Raw genomic sequence first — 23,419 nt, forward strand, 5'->3', positions numbered from 1 at the left:
AGCCATGGCGAAATCAAGCGAATATCCTGCCTATGACGTGTGGGATCAGCATCAGGAGTGGGATGAGCATACGCGAAAAATAGTGGCAAAGCGGCGCACTCCCGATGTCGCCCATCAGTTTTTGACCCAGCAGGAGGCATTAACTTTGCAGGCAGCCGCGGCTATATTGGTGGACGACATGAGGCTGGACGTGCTGACCTATGTCACTCAGCACATTGATGATTCGCTGGCCAGTCCGGTCGGGGAAAGTCAGCGAAAAGTCGGGGTGCCGGACAAGAAGACGTTGTACCGACAAGGGCTTGCATTTTTAGATGAAGTCAGTCGGAGCACGCATCAAGCGGAATTTTTGGCACTGGACCGGGAGCGTCAGATCGAAGTACTCACCAAGCTGGAGTCTGACAAAGACACCCGGATTGGGGAATGGGAACAGCTGACTCCCAAGACATTTTTCAAGAGAGTGCTGAAAGACGCAGTGGATGCCTATTATTCCCACCCTTTGATCTGGTCGGAGATTGGCTATGGCGGCCCGGCTTATCCGCGCGGCTACGTGCGGGTAGAGAAGGGACTGGTCGATCCGTGGGAGGCGAAGCGGCATGAAGCATGAGGATCGTGTCACGCATCACAGTGATCACTATCAGGGGCATCGCTCCAAGGAGCTGAACCAACGGAAATATGCGGATGGGGCGGATATCTGCATCGTTGGGGCAGGAGCGGCTGGAGGTGTTTTAGCTTACGAATTGGCAAAAGCGGGCCTGGATGTGGTCGTCATTGAGGCAGGGCCCTTTTGGAATCCGCAGACCGACTTTGCCAGTGACGAGCTTGCTATGAAAGGGTTGGGCTGGCAGGATACGAGGCTGGTGGATGGAGCCAATCCGCTGAAAATGGGCCATAACAATTCCGGGCGCGGGGTTGGTGGCGGGACCGTGCATTTCACGGGTGTTTTCCTGCGTTTTCATGAAAGCGACTTTATGACCTACACTGCGGATGGAGTCGGGCATGATTGGCCGATTCGCTACGCGGATCTGGAGCCCTATTACGATAAAATCGAACGCGACATCGCGGTCTCAGGTCCCAAGCATTTTCCGTGGGGTTCCTTCAAGGGGCCATACCCTTATCCAGTGCGTGAACCGATTAGCGCGAACTCCCAGTTGTTTCGGGAAGCCTGCGAAAAGCTGGGGATCAATAGCGAAGTCGCACCATTGGCCATTTTATCCGCCCCCTTTGAGGGCAGACCGCCTTGCATCAATCGCGGCTTTTGCAATCAGGGTTGCATGCCCAATGCGAAATACAGCGGGCTGATTCACCATATCCCCAAGGCGATCGAGCATGGTGCGGAGATTTTGTCAGATTGCATGGTGACGCAGATCCTCACCGACGGCACCAAGGTGACAGGAGTACAGTTTGACCACGACGGAAAGACCTATGAGCAAAAAGCGCGGGTGGTCATTTTGGCTGGCTTTGTGGTGGAGACGCCGCGTCTGCTGCTGCACTCGGCCACCTCTCACTTTCCGGAAGGGTTGGCGAATTCCAGCGGTTGGGTTGGAAAGGCGATCATGCCGCACAGCAGCCACGATGTATACGGTCTGCTGCAGGAAGAGGTACGCCTGTATAAAGGGACGCCTGTCCTTGCCTTGACCCAGGACTTTTATGAGACTGACCGCAGTCGCGGTTTTGCCCGCGGCTACACCTTGAATGCCCATGGCGCACGACCGGTCGCGATGGCAGGAGCGATCTCGACCCAACGTGTGGACGGCTCGCTTCTGTGGGGAAGTGCCTTGCGGGAATCGATGCTGGATTACAATCGTTTTGCCCGCATCACGCTGGTCGGGGAAGTGCTGCCGCATGAGCAGAATCGGGTCACGCTGACCGACGAAAAGGATGAGTACGGAATCCCCCGGGCGAAAGTCACCTTCAGCTATCAGGAAAATGACCTGCTGCTGATCGACCATGCGGTACGGACAATGAAGGAAATCATTGAAGCGATGGGCGGCAGACCCGCGCATATCGTGGAGGATACGGCGCATTTGATGGGCGGCTGCCGGATGGGCGATGATCCGTCGACCTCGGTGGTGAATCAATATGGTCGAACCCATGACATCCCCAATCTGTATATTGCCGGCGCGAGCACCTTTGTGACCTCCAGCGGGGCGAATCCGACCAACACGGTGATGGCGTTGGCGGCACGGACGGCTGATCATTTGATCGAGATGATGAAGCAGAGGGAAATATAGGAATCAAGTCAAAAAAAGCGTTGAATCTAAGCTAGATTCAACGCTTTTGCCAATTGCTCACGGTCATATCCATGAATAACGGTTTGTTCTCCTTGGTCATCCACGATTACAGTGACCGGGGTTGCGCTCGCTCCCAGGTTAATCGCTTCTTGAAAGTAAGCATCATTTGCGCGGATGTCACGGTCTTCAAATTCAATGCCTTGCTGTGTCAGCCACATTTTTTCTTCCTGGCAAGGTCCGCAAGTGATTTGTGTATAAACAACGACTTTTTGAGCCATCGGTTTGTCTCCCTTCTTTGCACAAGTTTTTCCATGTGCTTACTCTAGGATAGCCCTAATGCTTCTTGTCTATCAAGAGGAAATGGAAGCGAAAGTGTAAGCGATGCAGGGAAAAATGTGGGTGCATATGGACTATGGGTCAAGAGCAAATTAACTTCGACACCAGTTGAGGAGGTGAATCCAACAATGGCTAAACGCAATCGCGCTAATGCTAATGCAAACGCAGCAGCAAACGCAGCAGCACAGCAAAACACCGTAACTGAGTTTGCATCTGAAACAAACGTTGCGCAAGTTCGCCGTCAAAATCAACAATCTGCGAACCGTGCAAACCAACAAAACAACCCAACCACCTAATCACTTCCGCAACGACCTCCACCGCATGGGTGGAGGTTTTTCACGGTTTCCGATTCCACAACCTTGCGGCAAGCCTGCAAAAAGTGGTACTGTGAGCAGAAGAGAGGCATGTTCGGAATGGTAGGCAGGTGGAGCAGCGATGATTATCGGAATCGGCATTGATATCGTGGAGATCGAGCGGATTGCCGCGATTGTAAAACGGCAGCCGAACTTTGTGGCCCGAATATTGACTGAGCAAGAACGATCGGTTTCACAGCCGGTTGCGGAGCGAAGGGCAGCGGAGTATCTGGCGGGACGTTTTGCTGCCAAAGAAGCCATGGCCAAGGCGATTGGCACGGGGATTGGAAAAAGTCTTGGTTTCCAAGACATGGAAGTGTGGAAAGATGAATACGGCAAACCATACATACGTTTATCAAAGGAAGCTGCTGGCCGGTTATTTGCAGACCCATCCAAGCTTCGCATTCATTTGAGCATTTCCCACAGCAAGGAATATGCGGTGGCACAGGTCATTATCGAAGAGTAGCAATCTTGACCATTTCATCGGACAAAATCCAACTTGTCTGCATATTGGGACGAGGCGGGACATAGGTATATATCACGTAGATTAGGAGGGACTACCTGGTCGGCTCTTAGGATCAGTCCTGCTATCCAATCTGGTGATACTGACGTCCCGACAATCGTTTCCGGTATCGACAGGTATTGCAGATTGGACAGGCGGACTGACACATTTCCCAGGAAATAGACAGGGTTGCCCTCCTTTGTCGAAACCAGACAAGGAGGAGTTGATTCCATGAAGCGTGGAGCATTTTGGTTGGCATTATTACTCGTTCTATCCGTCTTCGCCAGCGGCTGCGGACAAAAGACACCGGAAGACGTGGTAGGGGATTTGAGTAGTAATCTGGAAAAAATATCGGGGTACAAGTCTAACGCAGAATTAACGCTGCAAACAGGCTCCACACCGCAAGTGTATGACGTGTCGGTATGGTATGAGAAACCGACGAACTATCGGGTTGCTTTGACTTCCAAGCAGCGAAACATCACCCAAATCATCCTGCGTAATGATGAGGGAGTCTTCGTGCTCACCCCCCACCTGAACAAGAGTTTCCGCTTCCAGAGCGGTTGGCCGGAGAATAATGGACCGCTCTACCTGTATGAAACGCTTGCCCGGAGCATTATTGAAGATACCGAACGGAAAATGGAATCCGTCAACAACGAGTATGTATTCGAGGTCAAAGCCAACTACAGCGGAAACCGTTCGTTAACCAAGCAAAAAATATGGATGACCGAGGACTTCAAGCCGACAAAGGCTGAGATCATGGATGCAAATATGAACAAGCTGGTAGAGATCAAATTTACCGATTTCGTCTTCAATCCGCAGTTTGACAAGGATGCGTTTGACAAAGACCGCAATATGACCAGTGCTTTGACTGCGATCCCAACCATGGCTTCGATCGAAGAAAGCGATACCCAACCAAGCAGCCAATTCGGGGTCATTGAGCCAACCTACATTCCGGAAGGCGTCAAGCAAGCGAGCATTGAGACGATCAAGAGAGAAGAAGACCGTGTCATTTCGTTGGAATATTCCGGCGTGTACAATTACAAGCTGATGGAATCCCGTCCGACGGCAGCTACTGTCTCGTATGAGCAAGGGATGCCGCTTGATCTGGGCTTTACGATCGGTGTCCTGACGCAGGATTCGCAAAACCAGCGGATGCTGACATGGGAGCTGGATGGTGTCGAATTTACCTTGATCGGCGACCTGCCGGAAGAGGAAATGGTCGAGGTAGCCAAGTCTACCTATGGTGTAGGAGGAAAATAAGAGTTGAAAGCAGGACGGGGCTAAAACCTCCGTCCTTTTTTTATGGGAAGGGGAATCCAGGCTCTTGAGGCTGCGGACAGCAGGAGTATTCCGGCTGGATCCGCGGCTTTTCGATTGGGGAACGTTTTTGATTGAGCAAGAAAGGGAAAAGAAAGAGAAAGCACCGGGCTTGGTTGGGAGGGAAAATGAAGAAGCAGATGATTTCGACAGCAGACGTACATCGTCTACGCAAGGAACTGGCACAAGCAAATACAAGGGTGCTTGAGCTGCAAAAGAGCAACGAAGGCTTCCTCCATATTCTCGGTAAAATGCGTGAAGTAGTTTTTCATACGGATGGCAGCGGTGTTTGCCTTTTTATAAATGATGCCTGGACTGCGTTGACCGGGTACGCGGTAACTAGCACGATCGGCTCGCCTTTGCTGCCCTTTGTCTGCCAAGAGGATCATGCTGTGCTCATGGAATCTTTGCACGCGCTCATCCACAGCAACGAACAGCGGCGGAGTATGGATATCCGGATCATTGCCGCCAGCGGCGAAGTGCGCTGGGTTGAGGCCGACCTGTTTATGCTGGCTGACACGCGGCATCCATTTCGGGGAATCGGAGGGACGCTCCGCGATAAGACAGAGCAAAAAGTGGCGGAAGCGCGCATGTCGGAGGATCTGGAACAAGCAAAACGAGTCCAGCATAGTGTTCTCTCCGCTCCGATCAGCAACCGGGAGATTGAAATCGATGCGATCTACCTGCCTTCCGCGCAATTGTCTGGCGATATGTATTGCTGGTATCCCATCAGTCAGCATAAATACGGGATCATTTTGCTGGATGTAGTCGGTCATGGAGTGTCTTCGGCGCTGGTCAGCATGTCGATCCGTGCGCTGCTGCGCGGTTTGATTGTACGTGTGGTCGACCCTGTTAAAGTGATGCAGGAGCTAAATAAGCATATCCATCGTTTATTCAAGGAAGAAGAGCAGACGGCCGTGTCCTACGTTACAGGCATATACGCGGTATTTGATACGAAAAATCGGGAAGTGGAGTACGTCAATGCAGGACATCCCCCGGCATACCTGTATCATCAGGGTTCTGTGCAGGCATTGTCGGAAGGTTGTATTCCCCTGGGGATTGTTGATCAACCGCCCATTGCCAAGGGAAAAAAACGGTATCTTCCGCAAACGAGGTTCATCATGTTTACGGATGGGCTGTTGGAAATGCTGTCTCCAAGTCTGCAAACCGGAAGAGAACAGATCCAAACATTATTGATCGATACGGACTCGTTGGAGAACGCCGCGTTTATCAAGCGCTTTTTCCCGCCAACCGCTAAGCATGCGACACAGGATGATGATGTTTGTCTCATCTCGGTCAATCTGCCGAACGGGCATGGCTAAGATTCGCAAGTTTCAACTGGGAAACTGCGGGGTATAGATAGATGAAATAATCTTGCGAATATTTTATTAGTATTAAACAATTGAATCTGTTTTGATAAGGGCAAACTCATTGAAAAGTGGGGACGCAAAACCACAGGTCTACGGTGATTCTACTAAGGCGGCTGGGTTACCGAACGCGAGAAGAAGCTTTTTCTGGCAGACTGTTTTCCCTTTTCGGCAAAACAGTTTTTTTCATGGAAACGGTTCAGCAAGGAGGAAAGTGGGTGGACGCAGTCAGTGTGAAAAAGGAAGGCAAATTCGTTGTGTTTTCCGTAGGAGAGGAAGTTTACTCACTCGGCATTGAAGAGGTCCTGGAGATTATTCGCCCCAGGCCGATCACTTCCATCGAGGGTGTCAAAAAATATATTGAAGGGGTTATCCATCTGCGAGGCAACATTATCCCGGTTGTCAATCTTCGCAGCCGCTTGGGACTCCCTGCGAAACAGCTCGACAAGCATGGAAGAGTGTTGATTGTGAAGGGAGAAAATGACGAGAAGATCGGGCTTGTCGTCGACTTCGTCAAAAAGGTGACAAATATCCAAGACAACGAGATGGAGGGAACGCCTGATCCGATGCTGGCCCATACGGAGGGATTCGTCATCGGTATGGCCAAGCAGGATGATCAGGTGATCGGCATGCTAGATCTGCGCAGACTGCTTTATCCCACGGAAAGCGAGGGGGAGTAACCATGTCTGATTACGATCTGTCTGCCTACTTGGGGATATTCCTTGACGAGGTCGACGAACAGCTGCAGGTGCTGGATGAACAGATTTTGTGCCTGGAACAGAACCCCGATAATCAGCAGACCATTCAAAAAATATTCCGGGCAGCGCATACATTGAAAGGGTCTTCCGCGACGATGGGCATAACTCCGATGAAAGAGGTAACCCATCGGCTTGAGAACGTGTTCGATTTGATTCGAAATAAGCAGCTTACCGCAGATGTAGAAGTCGTCAATCTGGTGTTGAATTGCATCGACTATCTGAAAATGCTGAAGGAAGCCATTTTGGATGGGACGATTGATGAGATTGACATTGACGAAATCGTCCAGCGATTGGATCAGGTCAAGGAATCCGCAGGGGTTAGCGAAGACGCTGTCAACCGGAATGGGAATATGAATAACAGCGGGAGCGCATCACGGGATGAGACCTGGCCCCTGGTACAGCTGGATGAATCCCAGCGGAGCCTGACGGAGGCAGCTCTGGCAAGTGACTTCAAAGTGCTGGCCGTTTACGTCAAAATCCGCGATGACGCTCTGTTGAAAACAGCGCGAGCGTTTCTGGTCCATAACAACTTGAAAGAAGTAGGGGAAATTTTCGCTTCCTTTCCTTCTGTGGAGATCATGGAGGATGAGCAGAAGTTTTCCGGCAGCCTTGTCTTTCTTCTCGTTACGCAAAGCCAGACCCAGGAATGCATGCAATTGGTGAATCAAATTTCCGACATCGAGACCGTCCACATCGATACGATTCATGCAGGCAATCTGGATCAATTTTGCCAAGGGACGACGATCCGTATGGTCCATACGGATCAGGAGGAGACGCGTGATCAGGACGGGGACGAAGCAGAGCCCACGCTTGCACCGCGCAGCCAAGGAGAAGGCAAGGTCAAAGTACAGCAAACGATTCGTGTGGATGTAGATCGATTGGAGAAGCTGATGAATCTGGTCGGCGAATTGGTGATCGATCAGACTCGCCTGCATGACGTGCGCAACCGGATCATCAATGGAGATTGCTCGGATAGCAATATGGAGGTCTTTGGAGAAATCACGCACCATCTTTCCCGAGTGATCAGCGATCTGCAAGAAGGCATGATGAAAACGAGAATGCTTCCGATTGAACAGCTTTTCAATCGTTTCCCTCGGATGATCCGGGATCTTGCCCAAAAGATCGGCAAAGAGATCGATTTTATCATCGAAGGAAAGGAGACCGAATTGGACCGCACGCTCATCGAGGAAATTGGAGATCCGCTTATCCATTTGCTGCGCAATGCGGTTGATCACGGGATTGAGTTGCCACAGGAACGAGTCCGCCAAGGCAAGCCTGCAAAGGGAACGCTCTATCTCCGAGCAGCCCATCAGGAAAATCATATTGTCATCTCCATCAGTGACGACGGAAAAGGGATCGATCCGGCGAAAATCAAAGCGTCCGCGATCAAAAAAGGGATCTATACCCAAGCAGAAGCGGAGGCGCTAACGGATCGGGAGGTTCTGTTCTCCATCTTTCAACCCGGCTTCTCGACAGCAGAACAAGTGACAGACATTTCCGGCCGGGGCGTGGGAATGGATATTGTCCGCTCCCATATCGAAAAGTTAAACGGGATGATCGACATTGAAACCGAAATCGGGAAAGGCACTACTTTCACGGTAAAGCTGCCGCTGACGTTAGCAATTATTCGTTCCTTATTGGTAAAAATGGGCAGCAAAACCTTCGCCATTCCGCTTACCAATGTACTCGAGATTATTCGGTTTCCACTGGCGGAGATCAAGACGATCAAACATCAATCGGTGGGCGTTGTTCGTGGACGCGTACTGCCGCTCAAACGAATGCATGCCACCCTAGGATGCGAGGATGCCGGGCAGGCCGGAAAACATCTGCTGGTTGTCGTGATCGGATTGGCTGAAAAACGCGTTGGCCTGATCGTGGATCGGACGCTGGGCAGCCAGGAGATGGTGATTAAATCACTGGGCAGTTTTCTCGACAATCCACCTTATCTGGCGGGGGCTACCATATTGGGAGATGGAGAAGTCGGTTTGATTTTGGATGTGGCCTCGATCGTCAAGGAGAACGGGACAAACGATGATGCAGATGAAACAGCGAAACGGAAGGAAACGCAAGAAGAAATGCAGCTCGCTGTTTTTACGCTGGCAAAGGAAGCGTATGGTCTTGAGATTGGCCAGGTGAGAGACATTATCCCGGTTCCTCCGATCGCCAGACTGAACGAGGCACCTCCCGAAGTATTGGGGATCGCGGAAGTGCGCGGGGTATTGATGCCGATCATCTGTATGCGACGAAGCTTACAGTACGATGAACAGCCTGTTACTCGACAATCCCGCATTATTGTCGTGGAGACCGCTGACCAGCTGGTTGGACTCCTGGTTGATCGGGTTAACGAAGTGTTACAAGTTGATCGTCGCCGGATCCAAGTACCATCGCTAATCCAGCAGGAAAGGTACAAGGCCGTGCAGCGGATCTGTCAATTGCCGGATCGTATCGTTTTCCTCCCCAATCTGGAAGAAATCATGCACAAGACTACACTCCCGCAGGTGGGAGAAAAGGAGCGTACACGTTAATGAATTGGCTGCGAAATCTGAAAACCGGAAGAAAACTGCTGGTGCTGATCGTCATGAACATGGTTTTTTTGGCTTTGGTGGCTACCTTTGGCCTCGTTTATATGAACACCACCGCACAGCTTGCAGATGACATGTACGAGAATAAGTTGATTCCGGTGAAAGGCTTGAATGAAATTCGTGCTTTCAACCGGGGCATTGAAGTGAACTTGCTGCAGTTCCTGACCCCTCACAAAAAGGAAGAAGAAAGAGTTTTTCTTACTGCAATCAAAGAGCGGCAAGAAAAGATTGTAAAGCTATTGACGACCTATGAGCAAACGGAACTGAAAACGTTTGAAGCAGAGAAATTAGCGATCGTGAAGGAACTATTCGCTGCCTTCCTCACTGAGGTCAACCAGACTGTAGAGTTGGCTGCCTCAGGAAAAATGGAAGAAGCGCAGCGCCATTACCGTGAAAAGGTGACGCCTGTCCGGGAACAAGTAAACGCGATATTGGATGAGCTTGCGATTTATAACGCTGAGCATGCGGCAGCCCAAAATGAAGAAATCAAACGCGATGTGACCAAGACGAACGGGATCATGCTCTCGTTTGCTGTTATTTCCGTATTCGTATCTGCCATCATTGGATGGATTATTTCCCGAAGCATCACAAATCCTTTGCAGCATATCATGAACCTCATGGGAAAAGCAGAATCAGGAGACTTGCGGGTTCGCAGCCAATATCAATCCCGAGACGAGGTGGGATTGTTGTCGGCTACATTTAACAAGATGATGGACAATCTGTCCGTAGTCGTTGGGCAGGTGGTAGAGAATGCTAATAATCTGGCCGCGAGCGCACAGCAAATCTCCGCCAGCACCAATGAAATCGCTACAGGAACCAATCAACAGTCGCAATCGGCAGTAAGCGTATCAGAGACCATGCGTGAAATGGCGGAAGCGATCCAAATGGTAGCCCGCAATTCCGAGCTGGCGGCTACGTCGTCCGAAGTGACAGTAGAGATGGCGGCAAAAGGGGAACGCGTCATCCAAGATACGGTGTCCGGCATGAAGGAGATCAGCGAAAAAATAAACGAGCTTGCTGGAAAGTCGTCCGAAATCGGAGAAATCATTGAAGTGATCGACGAAATCGCAGAGCAGACGAATTTGCTCGCTTTAAATGCGGCAATCGAAGCAGCGCGGGCTGGTGAGGCTGGAAAAGGATTTGCGGTGGTTGCGGAAGAAGTGAGGAAACTGGCGGAGCGAAGCGGAAAAGCGACGAAGGAAATTACGGAATTGATCAAACAAATTCAGCAAAACACCATTGCCTCGGTTGAATCCGTCAAAGCCGGAAATGTACAGGTTGCTCATGCTGGCCAAACCTTTGGAGAGATCATCTCTGTGGTGAAGGAATCGGCAGGAAAGGTAACCGAAATTGCGGCTGCATGCGAAGAACAGGCCGCCCAATCATCCGACGTATTGATGATGGTGGAGAATATCGCCGCTTTGACACAAGAGGCTTCCGCTGGGACAGAAGAAACGGCCGCGACGGCGAATGAGCTGGCAAAGATGGCCGAGCAGCTAAACGAGATTACGGCCAAATTTTCTGTCTAGCTATGGATGGCCAATTGGTATTGATCAAAAAGCGTATTTTCAACGAAGCTGACATATGGGACGCAATGGCACAGACAGAACGGATCGCGAGGGAAATGGCCTTTCCTGCGAGTGAAATCCTTTACCTGCGCCTGGTGACAGAAGAAGCATGCACCAATGCGTTCGAACACTACTCGTCCGTTCAGACGCTGCCATACGAAGTGCGCTGGCAGATTCACCCGGATCGGCTGGAGATCATGATTCGGGAGTGCGGTCAGCTATTTTCGTTACCTGCAGGAGGGACGCTGAATCCGCAATCCCTTCGAGGAAGAGGCCTGCCGCTCATTCTCCATTTGATGGATGAAGTGAACGTGCGTCAAGAAGAGACCTACATCGAGTTTACGATGCGCAAAGATAGGAGTTGTAAAGGCAATGAGTAAACCGATATCGGAACCGGTTGCCACCTTGAAGTGGCCAGAAGATATTACATTGAAAAACGCCGAAGCATTTCGTCTGGAAATGAAGGAATGGCTGGAAGTGGAGCAAGCAGCCCTTCTGCTCGATTTGAGCGATGTCTCGTATTTGAACAGTGTGGCACTGAGCATTATTGCCGATTCTGTGATCCAGGCTCGACGAAAGCAGAAAGAGCTGGTAATCGCAGGCATCCAGCCAACCGTGCAAGAGCTGTTTACGATTGTAAAATTCGATACCTTCATCAAACTGTTTACGGAAAAGTCACAAGCCTGTGCATATTTTGCGCAAAAAAAATAGCGGGAACCAACACGGAGGCCATCTCATCATGAGACGGCCTCCTCTTTTCGGTCTCGGTCTGTCAATGGCGGGGCAAGCTTTCTTACACGATAAGGATCGATACGGCGCTGTATGCCAATAGAAAGGCCATCGTGATATGAAACGGGCGTTGATAGGTTGATAAGAATCTTTGAAATACGGAACCGAATGCGCTCCAGCAAAAAGTGCTTAAAAACCCGACAAAGGCAAGGAAAAGGGAGAAAAACAGCAGTTTTACCTCCGAGCTATGGTAGGGAAGGATGAAGGTCGAAATGACGGTAATCCCGTATAAAATGCCTTTGGGATTGACAAATTGGAGGAGCATGCCGGTCAGAAAGCCGTTCGTTGCCTCACTGTGTTGAGCCAGCCCAGTCGGTTTGCTGAGAAGGAGCAGGAACGCCAAATACAGCATGTAGGCGGCGCCGATGATCGTCAGGATGAACTCAATCCTGGGCATGTAATGGGTCAGCAATCGGTTGAAAAAACAGGACAGAACCATGATGACAAAAAAGCCGGCGCTCACTCCCAAGCAAAACCGGACGGTGCGTTTGAGCCCGTATTTATGGGCAAAGAACAAGGCCATAATGTTATTGGGGCCCGGCGTAAAGCTGGTGACAAAAACAAAGAGCAGAAATGAAAATATCGGCATGCAGAACACCCCTATTCAAATCGTGTGTTATATCGACCGAAACAGACAACATAACGCCCTGCTTTTTATTGTACAATATGGTCGTTATATTGTATACGGGGAGTGTATGATGAATGGCGGACATCAACCTGGTTATTGCGAAGAACCTGAAGGCTTTTCGCGAAAGTAAAAAATTGAGTCTGGAAATGGTCGCAGAGCTTACAGGCGTCAGCAAAACCATGATCGGCCAAATTGAAAGAGGCGAATCGAGTCCTACGATCACCACCATCTGGAAAATCGCAAACGGCTTAAAGATCACGTTTAGTGCGCTGATTGATGAACCGCAGCCGGACACCAAGATGGTTTTTAAAAGCGAGGTACAGCCTTTGCTGGAGGATAACGGCAGGTTCCGCGTATATCCCTGCTTTCCTTTCCAGGGTGACAGACGTTTTGAAATGTATACAGTTGAAATCGAAAAAGGCGGGTATCATGGGGCGGATGCACACACAGCGGGGACGGAAGAGTTGATTACGGTTTTCGATGGAGAAGTAACCATCCGCGTCAATCACATGGAATACACCGTCAAAAGCGGGGATTCTATCCGTTTCAAGGCGGATCGGCCGCATGCTTACCATAATTCCGGAGATAATCTTGCCCGTTTAAGCATGGTGATCTATTATCCGGCGTAACATCCCTCTGCGCCTTGCGAACAACCCCTTCGCTTTATTGACACAGCCTGTCAAAAAAGGATAAGATACGCGTAACTATGGTGTGAGGTGACTGATTACGCGATGAAATACCGGCCGCCTGAAGTACTGATGGAAGTAGAATCAACCTATAAGGACCTGCTGCTGCGAAAAAGCTTGAAAATGCGGGTTTATGAAACGATTCTGTTCGTTTTGGGGATGCTCGTGCTTTCCAATATGTTTGGAACCGAATCAAATATGTTCAAGGTTCTGGCTTTTGCGATCGCGATCGCTGTGGTGGGACTCTCTCCTTTCTTTTATAAAGCAGTCATGAAACCCCGTTATACGCTGACCCGGACACATTTGATCGTCTCGATCTCCGGTCAGGAAAGGTCCTATCCACTGAATGAAGTGGAGCCGGTGATCGAAGGACGACATGTCTTTCGGCTAAGCGGGAAACGTGAATCATTGATGGTCTCCAGGGAGTTTCTTGCCCAGCTGAACGAACGACTTTTTTATTTCCGAAAGAAAGGCAAGCGATGAGCGATGAAGCCGTATGTCCGCGATACATGGGTAGAAGTTGATCTGGATGCAATTCGCGCGAATGTTCACACGATCCGCAGCCATATTCCTGTGGGAACACGCATCATGGCTGTGGTGAAAGCCGATGGTTATGGACATGGTGCGGTTGAAGTGGCGCGTGAAGCCTTGAGTGCGGGTGCGACTGCCTTGGGAGTCGCCATGCTGGACGAGGCCAAGGTTCTGCGCCAGGCGGGGATTCAGGCTCCGATCCTGGTGCTTGGCTATACGCCAGTCGACGGAGTGATACAAGCTAGCGAATGGGAAGTTGAATTAACGGCTTATCATACAGAGTGGGTCGAGGAAGCCGAGAGCCGCCTTGTGCAAGCAGGCGCTGCTCGACCGGTAGGCATCCACATCAAGGTAGATACCGGCATGGGGCGTATTGGCGTTCGCAAGGAGGAAGAGCTTCTGGAGCTGGCTGCGGGGCTTGCTTCGGCCACTCGGTTGAAATGGTCCGGAATCTTTACGCACTTTGCCTGCGCGGATGAGGAAGATACCGCTCATACGCTGGCACAGCATGAACGGTTTACAGCCCTTCTTGCTGCATTGAAGCAGCATGGATTCACCTTGCCGACCGTGCATTGCTGCAATACAGCGGCTGCGATTGCTTTTCCGAAATGGGGGTATGATATGATCCGTTTCGGCATAGGCTTATACGGGTTATATCCATCCATGTATTTGAAAGAGCGTCGTGATGTGGAGCTGACACCAGCCCTTTCGCTCAAAACCAGAATCGTCCACCTGAAAAGAGCCGAGGAGCCCATGACGATCAGCTATGGGGCTACCTATACGGCGGAGACGGGAGAAACCATCGCTACGCTGCCGATTGGCTATGCGGATGGGTTTCCACGCGCTTTCTCGAATCGTGGCTTCGCCCTGCATGCCGGGCAAAAGGTGCAGATTGTCGGAAGAGTCTGTATGGATCAGACCATGATTCGTATTACCGGAGCAACAGCGGACATTGGAGACGAGGTGGTGTTGTACGGTAAGCAAGGAGAAGCGGAAATTTCGTTGGACGAGGCGGCTGCGCTTTTGGGGACGATCAACTATGAGGTTCCGTGCATGCTGAATTACAGGGTGCCGCGCGTTTACAAACGGGAGGGGCAGCTGGTCAGCGTCAGTCATCAGATTTTGCCGAAGTGACAATAAGTAACACTCGCCAAAAAGCAGGATTTCCATTGCCCGGAGCGAATACCTTTAGAGGCAGAGTTTTCGCATGTTTACAATTCCTCATATACTGCGGGGCAAGCAAAGGCATGTGGGTTACGAGCGGTTGCCATCCATCATCTCCTGCAGGTATATTTTTGCATATTGTTCGACATAATGGTATTGTTATATCTGGATTCGTGGACTACTAGAACATTGAGACAGTTACGGTCATGGTTGGAGGTGGATTGCTTTGTCGAAGACCAATTCAAAGCGCATCATGATTAGCCTGCCACAGCATTTATTGCAAGAGGTGGATGGCGTCATTCAAAAAGAGAATTCGAATCGCAGTGAGTTTATCCGTCAAGCGATGAACCTGTACCTAAAAGAGCGGAAGAAACGCTACATTCGCGAAACCATGCAAAAAGGCTATATGGAAATGGCGAAGATTAATCTGAATATGGCATCGGAAGCATTTGGAGCTGAAGAAGAGGCTGACCTCACGCTGGACCGCTTAGTTAGCGGGGTGTAAGCCGGTGATTGTGAAACGTGGCGATGTTTTTTTCGCGGACCTATCTCCTGTCGTAGGCTCCGAGCAAGGTGGCATACGGCCAGTATTAGTCATCCAAAATGATATTGGAAATCGATTTAGTCCGACGGTTATCGTCGCCGCTATCACGGCACAGATTCAAAAGGCCAAATTGCCGACGCATGTTGAAATCGATGCCAAAACATACGGATTCGATCGTGATTCTGTTATCCTTTTGGAACAGATAAGAACCATTGATAAGCAACGGCTAACCGATAAGATTACCCATCTGAATGAAGAGATGATGGAAAAGGTAAATGAATCACTGCAAATTAGTTTGGGATTAATCGACTTTTAAGTGCATATCGCTCACAGGCAGCCACTACCCGAGGAACAGGGTGTGGTTTTTTCCTTTGTACAGCAAAAAAGATGGATTGGTTGTGAAATCAGGGAAATAATTGGAGTGAAGAGAAAGCCTGTCTCCCTACTGGGGAGGGAAGGAATTTATCGAATTTTGGCGAATGTATGCTAGCAGGATATATTTTTAAAATTGACTAGGCACGGACTCGGCTTCAATAGGTCAGGGATGAGATATGCGTCGAGAAGGGAGTCTCTAGGTATGGCCGTGGCAAACCGAATCGTGATAGAGAACGAACAGGACATTGTCTTTGCAAGACAAACTGGCCGAAATATGTCGAAACAGCTTGGTTTCGGCAATATCGTGCAGTCCAGAATTGCAACCGCCATCTCGGAGTTGGCCCGCAACATCTTTCTTTATGCCGGAAAGGGTACGATTACGCTGGAGGCCGTAGAGGATGAAGGAAAGAGTGGCATCCGCATAACCGCTGAAGATCAGGGTTGCGGAATTACAGATATACGCAAAGCGATGGAAGACGGGTACTCCACGTCTGGCGGATTGGGTGCTGGATTGCCCGGGGTAAAACGGATGGTGGATCACTTCACGATCGAGAGTGCAGTGGGGATGGGCACAAAAGTAACGGTAGTGAAGTGGAACAATTAACAGCAGACGAAGAAAGGAGGGATTCACACTGCGACGACAGCATATGCTAGCCCAGTACAAGGAGATTTTACAAGCGTATCTGGAGGGACGGGGAGAAACCCAGCTGTATTTAGCGCAGCAGCTGAGCAAATGGTTTTTGCGGCAAAACATCTCGCCCGAAGAGATTGTCGATATGCATTTGCTCGCACTGGAGCAAACCTTGGACATCCCGGAACCGGTGCAGGAATCCTTCCATTTTCTCACGGAAGTCATGATTGAATACGGTTACTTGTACCGCGAACACCATTCCCTGCGGAACAAGCAGCAGCAATTGGAACATGAGATTGAAGCGGCAGTGACCATGCAGTATCAGCTTCTCTCTGATTGTCGTCCATCCTATCCGGACATCGATATCGGGCTGGTCAGCGTACCCGCCAAAAGGATGAGTGGGGATTATTACAATTTTATCCAGCACGAAGACCATTCATTTAGTCTCGCAATTGCCGATATAACAGGTAAGGGGATACCGGCTGCTCTCTGTATGTCCATGATCAAATATGCGATGGACAGCATGTATCTTTCCTCGATTGATCCTTCGAAAATGCTCTTTTATCTAAATGGGGTCGTCGAGCGAAATATCGATTCCAGCATGTTTGTGACGATGGTGTGCGGCCGATATGATGTGAATCGGCATCGCTTCCAGTATGCAGTGGCCGGACATGACCCGGGAATCCTATACCGCGCAAAGGAACAGCAGTTTCTCGATTTGACAGGACAGGGAGTGGCCTTAGGGGTAAAGCGGAATGCATCTTATCCGGAAAATGAGGTTGACCTGCTTCCGGGAGACATGTTGTTTCTCATGACAGACGGGGTGATCGATCGCAAGGTGGGGCAGCGCTATATGCAGCGGGAGGATCTGGTCGCGTACATACAAAGAGAGATCGGAAATCCAGCGCAGGTCTTGGCAGACAATTTGTATCGCAAGCTTTTGGAAGCATCCAGCTTCGAATTGCCGGACGACCACACCATGATCGTAATTCAGCGCAAGTAAAAGAGTCTGTTTTTTGCAAGCGGTTTTACCAGCATGGCTCGCATACACACAGGGGGAATGGGTATGAACTTATCGATCAGGATGGAAAATGGGGATGGAAAGCAAGTGTTGTCTCTCAGCGGAGAGGTGGATGCATTTACGGCGCAGCAATTGCGAGATCGTTTGTTTCCTCTTGTGCAGCAAGGTTCAGAACAATCTGTAACCATCGATCTCGAGCATGTATCGTATATGGACAGCACGGGAATCGGGATCATCATTGGGGCGTTGAAGGCTGCTGCCCAGAGCGGCTGTCAGCTGCAGCTGGACAAGGTGCCTTCGCGGATTGAGCGCTTGTTCCGCATTACCGGGCTTCATGAAATCATCTCGATTGCCTCGTTAGCTGGGGAGGATCAGGAATGACAAAAGGCGTGGATGTCATCGAAATGTCTTTACCTGCTCGTCCGGAATACGTGGGTGTGGTGAGGCTGACTGTATCGGGGCTTGCCAATCGAGCGGGCATGGCCTATGACGATATTGAGGATGTGAAGCTGGCGGTCGCAGAAGCGTGTACGAATGTGGTTCAGCACGCCTATGGGGCAGATGAAGTCGGCAGCATCCATTTGCGCTGCAAAATCATGGGGGATCGCATGGTCATTGAGGTTGCGGATGACGGTCAGAGCTTTCCGGTTGATGCTGTACCAGCCAAACTAAAACCGATCGATCACACTCTCTCGGTTGACGAGCTGACTGAAGGCGGCCTGGGGCTTTATTTGATCCACACCTTGATGGATGAAGTGCAAATCAGCGGGGAACATGGCGTCATGATCTCGATGACAAAATACCTCCGGCAGGACGGGGTGGCGGAACATGGCGGAGCAGCAAACTAGGCTCACCAAGGAAGCTGTCGCCCAGTTGATCGCCGCTTATCAGCAAACGCCAACCGAAGAAACACAGACCAGACTGGTCATTCATTTCAAACCGATGGTAGAGTCCCTTGCCTCCCGTTTTGCCAAAGGCCAGGAGCCTTTGGATGATCTGGTGCAGGTGGGCATGATCGGGCTTTTGGGGGCGCTACGCCGCTTTGATGCGGAATTTGGACGCACCTTTGAAAGCTTCGCGATCCCTACCATCGTAGGGGAAATTAAACGATATATACGGGACAAGACCTGGAGTGTGCATGTCCCGCGCAGAATTAAAGAACTGAGTCCGAAAATTAAGAAAGCGGTGGACGAGCTTACGATACAATTGCAGCGCTCCCCGCAGATTGCGGATATCGCCGAATATCTCGCTGTGACCGAGGAAGAAGTGCTGGAGACGATGGAGATGGGACGCAACTACCACTCCTTGTCCATGGACAGCGAGATAGAGGCGGACAGCGACGGGAGCACGATCACGCTGCTCGACTTGGTAGGAAGCCTTGACGACGGCTTTGCCCATGTAGAGCGGGAAATCACGCTGGGAAAAATCCTGCATGTGCTTAACGAGCGGGAAAAAGAAATCATTCATCTTACTTTTTTTGATAATCTGAGTCAAAAACAGGCAGGAGACCAACTCGGCATTTCCCAAATGCATGTGTCCCGACTGCAGCGCAGGGCGTTGTCCAAGCTCAGGGAAGCGATCGAAAAGCAAGGCTTGCTGGAGCAGCGCAGGACGGCGGGGGAGTAGTTTTACAAATTGGCTGGCTTCCTGCATCACAAGCTCCATCCGATTCATTATTCTTGTTGTTAATCGATTTTGGAATATAGATGCTTTCTACGCACCGATTTGACGGTGCTTTTTCTTTTTTATTCGCGGTCTTTTCCTAGTTCGAGATAGGCGGTAGTCACGGTGAAGAAGAGAAGTGCGGGAAGCGCGGAGGCCTTGCCACACCTACCCAGGTGGAGCTTGCAAAAACGGGACACGCTTGTCGCTCAACCACTCCCGTGAGATACCCGCGCCCTTTAGGCGCTTTTGGGCGACGTCCCGTTTTTGCGAGCGGAACCGGACAGTCCAACCTCCCTGCAGGTGTGGCATGAACGGAGCGCTCCCGCGCTTCTCTTCCAGACCACTACGTCCCGTCCGCCAAATCCCCAACAGGCAAGGAAATTTTTGTGATACAATAGGACAGCGAAAAGTTCCGTACATAGGGGGATTATCACACATGGATATAGCGTTGATGACCCAGACCATCTCCCGGGAGATTGGGGTAAAAACACATCAGGTAGAAGCCACCATCCGACTGCTCGATGAAGGGAATACAGTCCCGTTCATCGCACGTTATCGCAAAGAGATGACAGGTCAGCTGGATGAAACCCAGATTCGCGAGGTAGAAGAGCGTGTCCGCTACCTGCGCAACCTTACCGTCCGAAAAGAAGAGGTGCTGCGCCTCATAGAAGAACAAGGGAAATTGACAGACGAACTGAAGCAGGCGATCGAGCAATCCGCAAAGCTGCAGGAAGTCGAGGATTTGTACAGACCGTATCGGCAAAAACGCCGCACGCGGGCGACAATGGCGAAGGAAAGAGGGCTCGAACCTTTGGCGGTATGGCTGCTGTCCTTGCCGACACAAGGAAATCCGCTGGCTGAGGCGGAAGGCTATGTGAATCCGGAAAAAGGGGTAGAGACAGCGGAGGAAGCTCTGGCAGGCGCGATGGATATCATTGCCGAGCAGATTTCCGATGATCCGGACATCCGCAAATGGATCCGGGAGACAACCTATCAGAAGGGCAGCATCTCCGCTGAGCAAAAGGAGGCCGAGGAAGACGGCAAGAACGTCTATCAGATGTACTACAGCTACAGCGAGCCGATCAAAAAAGTAGTGCCCCACCGCATCCTCGCGATGAACCGCGGGGAAAAGGAAGGCATTTTGAAGGTAGGCATCGACGCTCCTGTTCCGGAGATCCACAGCTTTTTGACCCGGCGTGTCATCACGCGGGAGACAGTTGCCCGCGAGCAGCTGACGGCTGCGCTGGAAGACAGCTATAAACGGTTGATCGCCCCCTCCATCGAGCGGGAAGTGAGGACCATGCTGACTGAGACGGCGGAAGAGAGAGCGATCCACATCTTTGCCGAGAATCTGCGCAATCTCCTCCTGCAGCCACCGGTCAAGGGCAAAGTGGTGCTGGGTGTCGACCCAGCCTATCGGACAGGCTGCAAGCTGGCTGTCGTAGACGAGACGGGCAAGCTGCACCACGTGAGTGTGATTTACCCGACTCCGCCGGTCAATAAAGTGGCGGAAGCCAAAGAGCATGTCAAAAAATTGATTGACCAGTACGGTGTGTCCCTCGTGGCAATTGGCAACGGAACCGCTTCGCGGGAAACCGAGCAATTTATCGCCGATGTGTTGAAGGAAATCAACAAAGAAATTTTCTATATCATCGTCAATGAAGCGGGCGCCTCTGTCTACTCGGCATCGGCCCTGGCCAAAGAAGAGTTTCCTGAGCTGGATGTAGCGGAGCGCAGCGCGGTTTCGATCGCTAGACGTTTGCAGGACCCGCTGGCAGAGCTGGTGAAAATCGATCCGAAGTCAGTGGGAGTCGGTCAGTATCAGCACGATGTGTCGCAAAACCGATTGGCGGAAAGCCTGCAATTCGTCGTCGAGTCCGCGGTAAACCATGTCGGGGTGGATGTGAACACGGCCTCTGCTTCGCTGCTGCAATATGTCTCGGGCGTGAACAAACAGGTCGCCACCAATATCGTGAAAATGCGCGAAGAGATTGGAAAGTTTCAAGACCGTGGCCAATTGAAAAAGGTTCCTCGCCTTGGAGCCAAGACCTACGAGCAATGCATTGGGTTTTTGCGTGTCATGGAAGGGAAGAATCCTTTGGATAAGACCCCGATTCACCCGGAATCGTACGCGCCTACCCACCAATTGCTGAAAACCCTTGGCCTTGGACCGGAGGATATCGGCACCGACCACTGCCGCGAAAAGCTGCAAAAGGTAAACATCGCCGAGATGGCGGCAGCCTTGGAGATCGGGGAACCGACCCTGCGTGACATCGTGGAAAGCCTGCTGCGTCCGGGGCGCGACCCGCGTGATGAGCTGCCTAAGCCGCTCTTGCATAAAGACGTGCTAAAGCTTACGGATCTGCAAAAAGGCATGAAGCTGCAGGGAACCGTGCGCAATGTCGTGGATTTTGGCGCGTTTGTGGACATTGGCTTGAAAAACGACGGACTCGTCCATATCTCCCGTCTGAAAAAAGGCTTCGTGAAGCATCCGCTCGATGTCGTTACCGTTGGGGACATCGTGGATGTATGGGTCGTGGATATCGATGAACAGCGTCAGCGTGTCGGCTTGACCATGATTGAACCGGGAGCAGAATAAAGCCAGCAAAAAACCCTACAGCATCATCACGCTGTAGGGTCTACGGCAACCAACTAGGCAGCGGCCATCCTATTCCTGAGGACGGCCGCCGTGTTTTTCCAGGTATAAAAACCAGCAGCTGTTCAAGAGACGAATTTGTCTAACGTCTTTTCCGAAGAAGGCACGTTGTAACTGCCTCCGCATCCACTGTGGCATTGGGGCACCTCCTGATCGCTCTTCTGGCAGTGTATGCCCAAGAGGCGATCCGGGTACCTGTCTCTATTGCTTCACATTTATTCTTCTTCCTGCAAATATTCGAGCTGGGCTTGCAGGGCGCGAATTTCCGTCAGCAGGGAGATGAGTGGGTATTCGGTCTCCTGCAGGGCGGCAAAGCGCTGCTCCAGCTTGCTGACGTAGGACAGTCCGTCCTCTAACCGAGCGCTTTCTGCGAACAGCTCCAGATCGCTGCATTCCGCGATTACCGTTGGCAATTTTGGGCGGTCGGCAATGGTCAGTTTGTCGATCTCTTTATGAAGCCGCTTGAATAAGGCGACCAGCTGATACATATGTGAGGCGGGCATGGATACAAAGTGAAGCCCATCCGCTTCTTGTAAAAGTAGAAAGCGCATACGGTTCCTCCGCAATCTCGTATTTTTGACTCCGAATAAAGCCAAGTCCACGTCAAGTGTAGCCCAATTCTCAGCAGGAATTCAAGCAGAAAGTAGCCGCCGTTTATCGCGAGCGAAAGGAAACATGGCTGCTGTTGTGGAAATGCTTGGGAATGAGAGGGGGAGGAATGATGATGCATTTCGTATTGGAAGAATTGCTGCGTACGCAATCTCAAGCAGGGGAGATCTATCATGAGTTTCTTCGCGAGGATTCCATGAGTGTGGGGATCTATCAGTTGGCGGCAGGTGCTGTGGATGGGCAACAGCCGCATACGGAAGATGAAATGTACGTAGTCCTGAAAGGGAGTGCGCAGTTTTGCTTAGAGGAAGAGAATATTGGGGTGAAAGCGGGTTCCATCCTTTTTGTAAAGGCTCATGCCAAACACCATTTCCATAGCATTACGGAGGACTTGACAGTCATGGTCATCTTTTCGCCGGCTGAATACAGTTTGCGATCTTGACCGAATGTCCGTAGCAAGCTAGAGCAAAAACTGATATGGTGAGAGGGGAAGTCTGCCGGAAGGAGGGAATGATGATGACAGATCAAGAGCTGCAAGTATTGGTGGAATCGGTGTCGCAGCAGTTTTTTGCCAAGCCGTTCCGTCATCAGGCCCGCTTTAACGGACGTCTTCGGACTACAGGCGGTCGCTACCTGCTCAGGTCGCATGATCTCGAGTTTAATCCGCGCCATTTGGCCGAGCATGGAGAAGACGAGCTGTTAGGCATCATCAAACACGAGCTGTGCCACTATCATCTCCATCTGGAGGGCAAGGGGTATCGCCATATCGACCCGGATTTTAAGCGGTTGTTGAAAGCGGTGGGTGGGAGCAGGTATTGCCAAAGCCTCCCATCGATGACGAGGAAAGCTCTCCCTTATAAATATGAATTGCTGTGCGATCATTGCGGGATGTCGTATAAACGGAAGAGAAAAATGGATCCGACCCGCTATGTATGCGGCAGGTGCCGGGGGAAACTGCGCTTGCGTCCGCTTTCCGCGCAGGCCTAGCCGGGAAGCGGGTTGCACCTTGTTTTTGCCAACGGTATAATGAATGCACAATCAAACAGAGGGGAGCGAGGCAGGCCGATCGGCTGATTGTCTCGCTTCCGCTGTGTAGATCGGGAAAA

Annotated in this window: 28 protein-coding genes and 1 riboswitch; of the genes, 24 read left to right on the forward strand and 4 right to left on the reverse strand. The window is 51.0% G+C overall.

Annotation, left to right across the window (positions count from 1 at the left end):
* Positions 1–4: 4 nt before the first annotated feature.
* Both EIZ37_RS15255 and EIZ37_RS15260 read left to right on the forward strand, forming a co-directional pair.
* Entirely contained in the window at positions 5–604 is a 600-nt protein-coding gene (locus EIZ37_RS15255; RefSeq protein WP_134685609.1) for a gluconate 2-dehydrogenase subunit 3 family protein, read from the forward strand.
* Positions 594–2,231: a GMC family oxidoreductase gene (locus EIZ37_RS15260; RefSeq protein WP_134685611.1), complete on the forward strand. Its 1,638-nt coding sequence runs from the start codon at positions 594–596 to the stop codon at positions 2,229–2,231. The genes EIZ37_RS15255 and EIZ37_RS15260 overlap by 11 nt, the downstream gene beginning before the upstream one ends.
* A gap of 26 nt (positions 2,232–2,257) precedes the next feature.
* Here the strand turns inward: EIZ37_RS15260 and EIZ37_RS15265 are convergent, their stop codons facing one another.
* Positions 2,258–2,509, reverse strand: a complete 252-nt coding sequence (locus EIZ37_RS15265; RefSeq protein WP_134685613.1) for a glutaredoxin family protein — start codon at positions 2,507–2,509, stop codon at positions 2,258–2,260.
* A 174-nt stretch (positions 2,510–2,683) separates the two neighbouring features.
* On the opposite strand from EIZ37_RS15265, the gene EIZ37_RS15270 reads away from it, so the two are divergent.
* From EIZ37_RS15270 to EIZ37_RS15310, 9 genes are all read left to right on the forward strand, one after another.
* Positions 2,684–2,863, forward strand: a complete 180-nt coding sequence (locus tag EIZ37_RS15270) for a gamma-type small acid-soluble spore protein (RefSeq protein ID WP_268898755.1) — start codon at positions 2,684–2,686, stop codon at positions 2,861–2,863.
* 139 nt (positions 2,864–3,002) lie between these two features.
* Positions 3,003–3,386, forward strand: a complete 384-nt coding sequence (gene acpS, locus EIZ37_RS15275; protein WP_134685617.1) for a holo-ACP synthase — start codon at positions 3,003–3,005, stop codon at positions 3,384–3,386.
* Between the two features lie 267 nt (positions 3,387–3,653).
* Entirely contained in the window at positions 3,654–4,682 is a 1,029-nt protein-coding gene (locus EIZ37_RS15280) for a DUF4367 domain-containing protein (RefSeq protein ID WP_134685619.1), read from the forward strand.
* Between the two features lie 185 nt (positions 4,683–4,867).
* Positions 4,868–6,061, forward strand: coding sequence for a PP2C family protein-serine/threonine phosphatase (locus EIZ37_RS15285; RefSeq protein WP_134685621.1), 1,194 nt, complete (start codon positions 4,868–4,870; stop codon positions 6,059–6,061).
* Between the two features lie 89 nt (positions 6,062–6,150).
* A riboswitch (cyclic di-GMP riboswitch) is annotated at positions 6,151–6,235 on the forward strand.
* Between the two features lie 89 nt (positions 6,236–6,324).
* Positions 6,325–6,786, forward strand: a complete 462-nt coding sequence (locus EIZ37_RS15290) for a chemotaxis protein CheW (RefSeq protein WP_167568909.1) — start codon at positions 6,325–6,327, stop codon at positions 6,784–6,786.
* 2 nt (positions 6,787–6,788) lie between these two features.
* Entirely contained in the window at positions 6,789–9,389 is a 2,601-nt protein-coding gene (locus EIZ37_RS15295) for a chemotaxis protein CheA (RefSeq protein WP_134685623.1), read from the forward strand.
* Complete coding sequence (locus tag EIZ37_RS15300) at positions 9,389–10,975, forward strand: methyl-accepting chemotaxis protein (protein WP_134685624.1); 1,587 nt, start codon at positions 9,389–9,391, stop codon at positions 10,973–10,975. Before EIZ37_RS15295 ends, EIZ37_RS15300 begins: the two co-directional genes overlap by 1 nt.
* Before the next feature lie 14 nt (positions 10,976–10,989).
* Entirely contained in the window at positions 10,990–11,394 is a 405-nt protein-coding gene (locus tag EIZ37_RS15305) for an ATP-binding protein (protein ID WP_167568911.1), read from the forward strand.
* Positions 11,387–11,725 carry an STAS domain-containing protein gene (locus EIZ37_RS15310; RefSeq protein ID WP_134685626.1) on the forward strand — a complete coding sequence of 113 codons (339 nt, stop codon included), beginning with the start codon at positions 11,387–11,389 and terminating at the stop codon, positions 11,723–11,725. Before EIZ37_RS15305 ends, EIZ37_RS15310 begins: the two co-directional genes overlap by 8 nt.
* 82 nt (positions 11,726–11,807) lie before the next feature.
* On the opposite strand, the gene EIZ37_RS15315 is transcribed toward EIZ37_RS15310, so the two are convergent.
* Positions 11,808–12,392 carry a LysE family transporter gene (locus EIZ37_RS15315; protein WP_134685627.1) on the reverse strand — a complete coding sequence of 195 codons (585 nt, stop codon included), beginning with the start codon at positions 12,390–12,392 and terminating at the stop codon, positions 11,808–11,810.
* Between the two features lie 113 nt (positions 12,393–12,505).
* On the opposite strand from EIZ37_RS15315, the gene EIZ37_RS15320 reads away from it, so the two are divergent.
* From EIZ37_RS15320 to EIZ37_RS15370, 11 genes are all read left to right on the forward strand, one after another.
* Entirely contained in the window at positions 12,506–13,060 is a 555-nt protein-coding gene (locus EIZ37_RS15320; RefSeq protein ID WP_134685628.1) for a helix-turn-helix domain-containing protein, read from the forward strand.
* A 102-nt stretch (positions 13,061–13,162) separates the two neighbouring features.
* Positions 13,163–13,600 carry a hypothetical protein gene (locus EIZ37_RS15325; protein ID WP_134685629.1) on the forward strand — a complete coding sequence of 146 codons (438 nt, stop codon included), beginning with the start codon at positions 13,163–13,165 and terminating at the stop codon, positions 13,598–13,600.
* Between the two features lie 3 nt (positions 13,601–13,603).
* Positions 13,604–14,782, forward strand: a complete 1,179-nt coding sequence (gene alr / locus EIZ37_RS15330; RefSeq protein WP_134685630.1) for an alanine racemase — start codon at positions 13,604–13,606, stop codon at positions 14,780–14,782.
* 283 nt (positions 14,783–15,065) lie between these two features.
* Positions 15,066–15,317 carry a CopG family ribbon-helix-helix protein gene (locus EIZ37_RS15335; protein WP_134685666.1) on the forward strand — a complete coding sequence of 84 codons (252 nt, stop codon included), beginning with the start codon at positions 15,066–15,068 and terminating at the stop codon, positions 15,315–15,317.
* 4 nt (positions 15,318–15,321) lie between these two features.
* Complete coding sequence (locus EIZ37_RS15340; protein ID WP_134685631.1) at positions 15,322–15,672, forward strand: type II toxin-antitoxin system PemK/MazF family toxin; 351 nt, start codon at positions 15,322–15,324, stop codon at positions 15,670–15,672.
* 261 nt (positions 15,673–15,933) lie between these two features.
* Positions 15,934–16,335: an anti-sigma regulatory factor gene (locus tag EIZ37_RS15345; protein WP_134685632.1), complete on the forward strand. Its 402-nt coding sequence runs from the start codon at positions 15,934–15,936 to the stop codon at positions 16,333–16,335.
* Between the two features lie 43 nt (positions 16,336–16,378).
* Positions 16,379–17,365 (forward strand): PP2C family protein-serine/threonine phosphatase, encoded by a 987-nt coding sequence (locus EIZ37_RS15350; protein WP_134685633.1) that lies wholly within the window; start codon positions 16,379–16,381, stop codon positions 17,363–17,365.
* A gap of 63 nt (positions 17,366–17,428) precedes the next feature.
* Positions 17,429–17,764, forward strand: a complete 336-nt coding sequence (locus tag EIZ37_RS15355; RefSeq protein ID WP_134685634.1) for an STAS domain-containing protein — start codon at positions 17,429–17,431, stop codon at positions 17,762–17,764.
* Positions 17,761–18,231 carry an anti-sigma B factor RsbW gene (gene rsbW, locus EIZ37_RS15360; protein ID WP_134685635.1) on the forward strand — a complete coding sequence of 157 codons (471 nt, stop codon included), beginning with the start codon at positions 17,761–17,763 and terminating at the stop codon, positions 18,229–18,231. The genes EIZ37_RS15355 and rsbW overlap by 4 nt, the downstream gene beginning before the upstream one ends.
* Positions 18,212–19,009 carry an RNA polymerase sigma factor SigB gene (sigB, locus tag EIZ37_RS15365; RefSeq protein ID WP_134685636.1) on the forward strand — a complete coding sequence of 266 codons (798 nt, stop codon included), beginning with the start codon at positions 18,212–18,214 and terminating at the stop codon, positions 19,007–19,009. Before rsbW ends, sigB begins: the two co-directional genes overlap by 20 nt.
* Before the next feature lie 475 nt (positions 19,010–19,484).
* Positions 19,485–21,647, forward strand: a complete 2,163-nt coding sequence (locus tag EIZ37_RS15370; protein WP_134685637.1) for a Tex family protein — start codon at positions 19,485–19,487, stop codon at positions 21,645–21,647.
* Positions 21,648–21,716: 69 nt separating this feature from the next.
* Here EIZ37_RS15370 and cmpA read toward each other — a convergent pair whose 3' ends face one another.
* Together cmpA and EIZ37_RS15380 are read right to left on the reverse strand one after the other, a co-directional pair.
* On the reverse strand, positions 21,717–21,842 hold the full coding sequence (gene cmpA, locus EIZ37_RS15375; RefSeq protein WP_134685638.1) for a cortex morphogenetic protein CmpA: 126 nt from the start codon (positions 21,840–21,842) through the stop codon (positions 21,717–21,719).
* A gap of 77 nt (positions 21,843–21,919) precedes the next feature.
* Complete coding sequence (locus EIZ37_RS15380; protein ID WP_134685639.1) at positions 21,920–22,255, reverse strand: hydrolase/acyltransferase; 336 nt, start codon at positions 22,253–22,255, stop codon at positions 21,920–21,922.
* 170 nt (positions 22,256–22,425) lie between these two features.
* Here EIZ37_RS15380 and EIZ37_RS15385 point away from each other — a divergent pair, with 170 nt between their 5' ends.
* Together EIZ37_RS15385 and EIZ37_RS15390 are read left to right on the forward strand one after the other, a co-directional pair.
* Positions 22,426–22,755, forward strand: coding sequence for a cupin domain-containing protein (locus EIZ37_RS15385; protein ID WP_134685640.1), 330 nt, complete (start codon positions 22,426–22,428; stop codon positions 22,753–22,755).
* A 74-nt stretch (positions 22,756–22,829) separates the two neighbouring features.
* Entirely contained in the window at positions 22,830–23,300 is a 471-nt protein-coding gene (locus EIZ37_RS15390) for a SprT family protein (RefSeq protein WP_134685641.1), read from the forward strand.
* The last annotated feature ends 119 nt before the right edge of the window (positions 23,301–23,419 follow it).

Origin of the sequence: Brevibacillus migulae, assembly GCF_004521915.1 — a bacterium.
GTDB classification, from domain to species: Bacteria; Bacillota; Bacilli; order Brevibacillales; family Brevibacillaceae; genus Brevibacillus_F; species Brevibacillus_F migulae.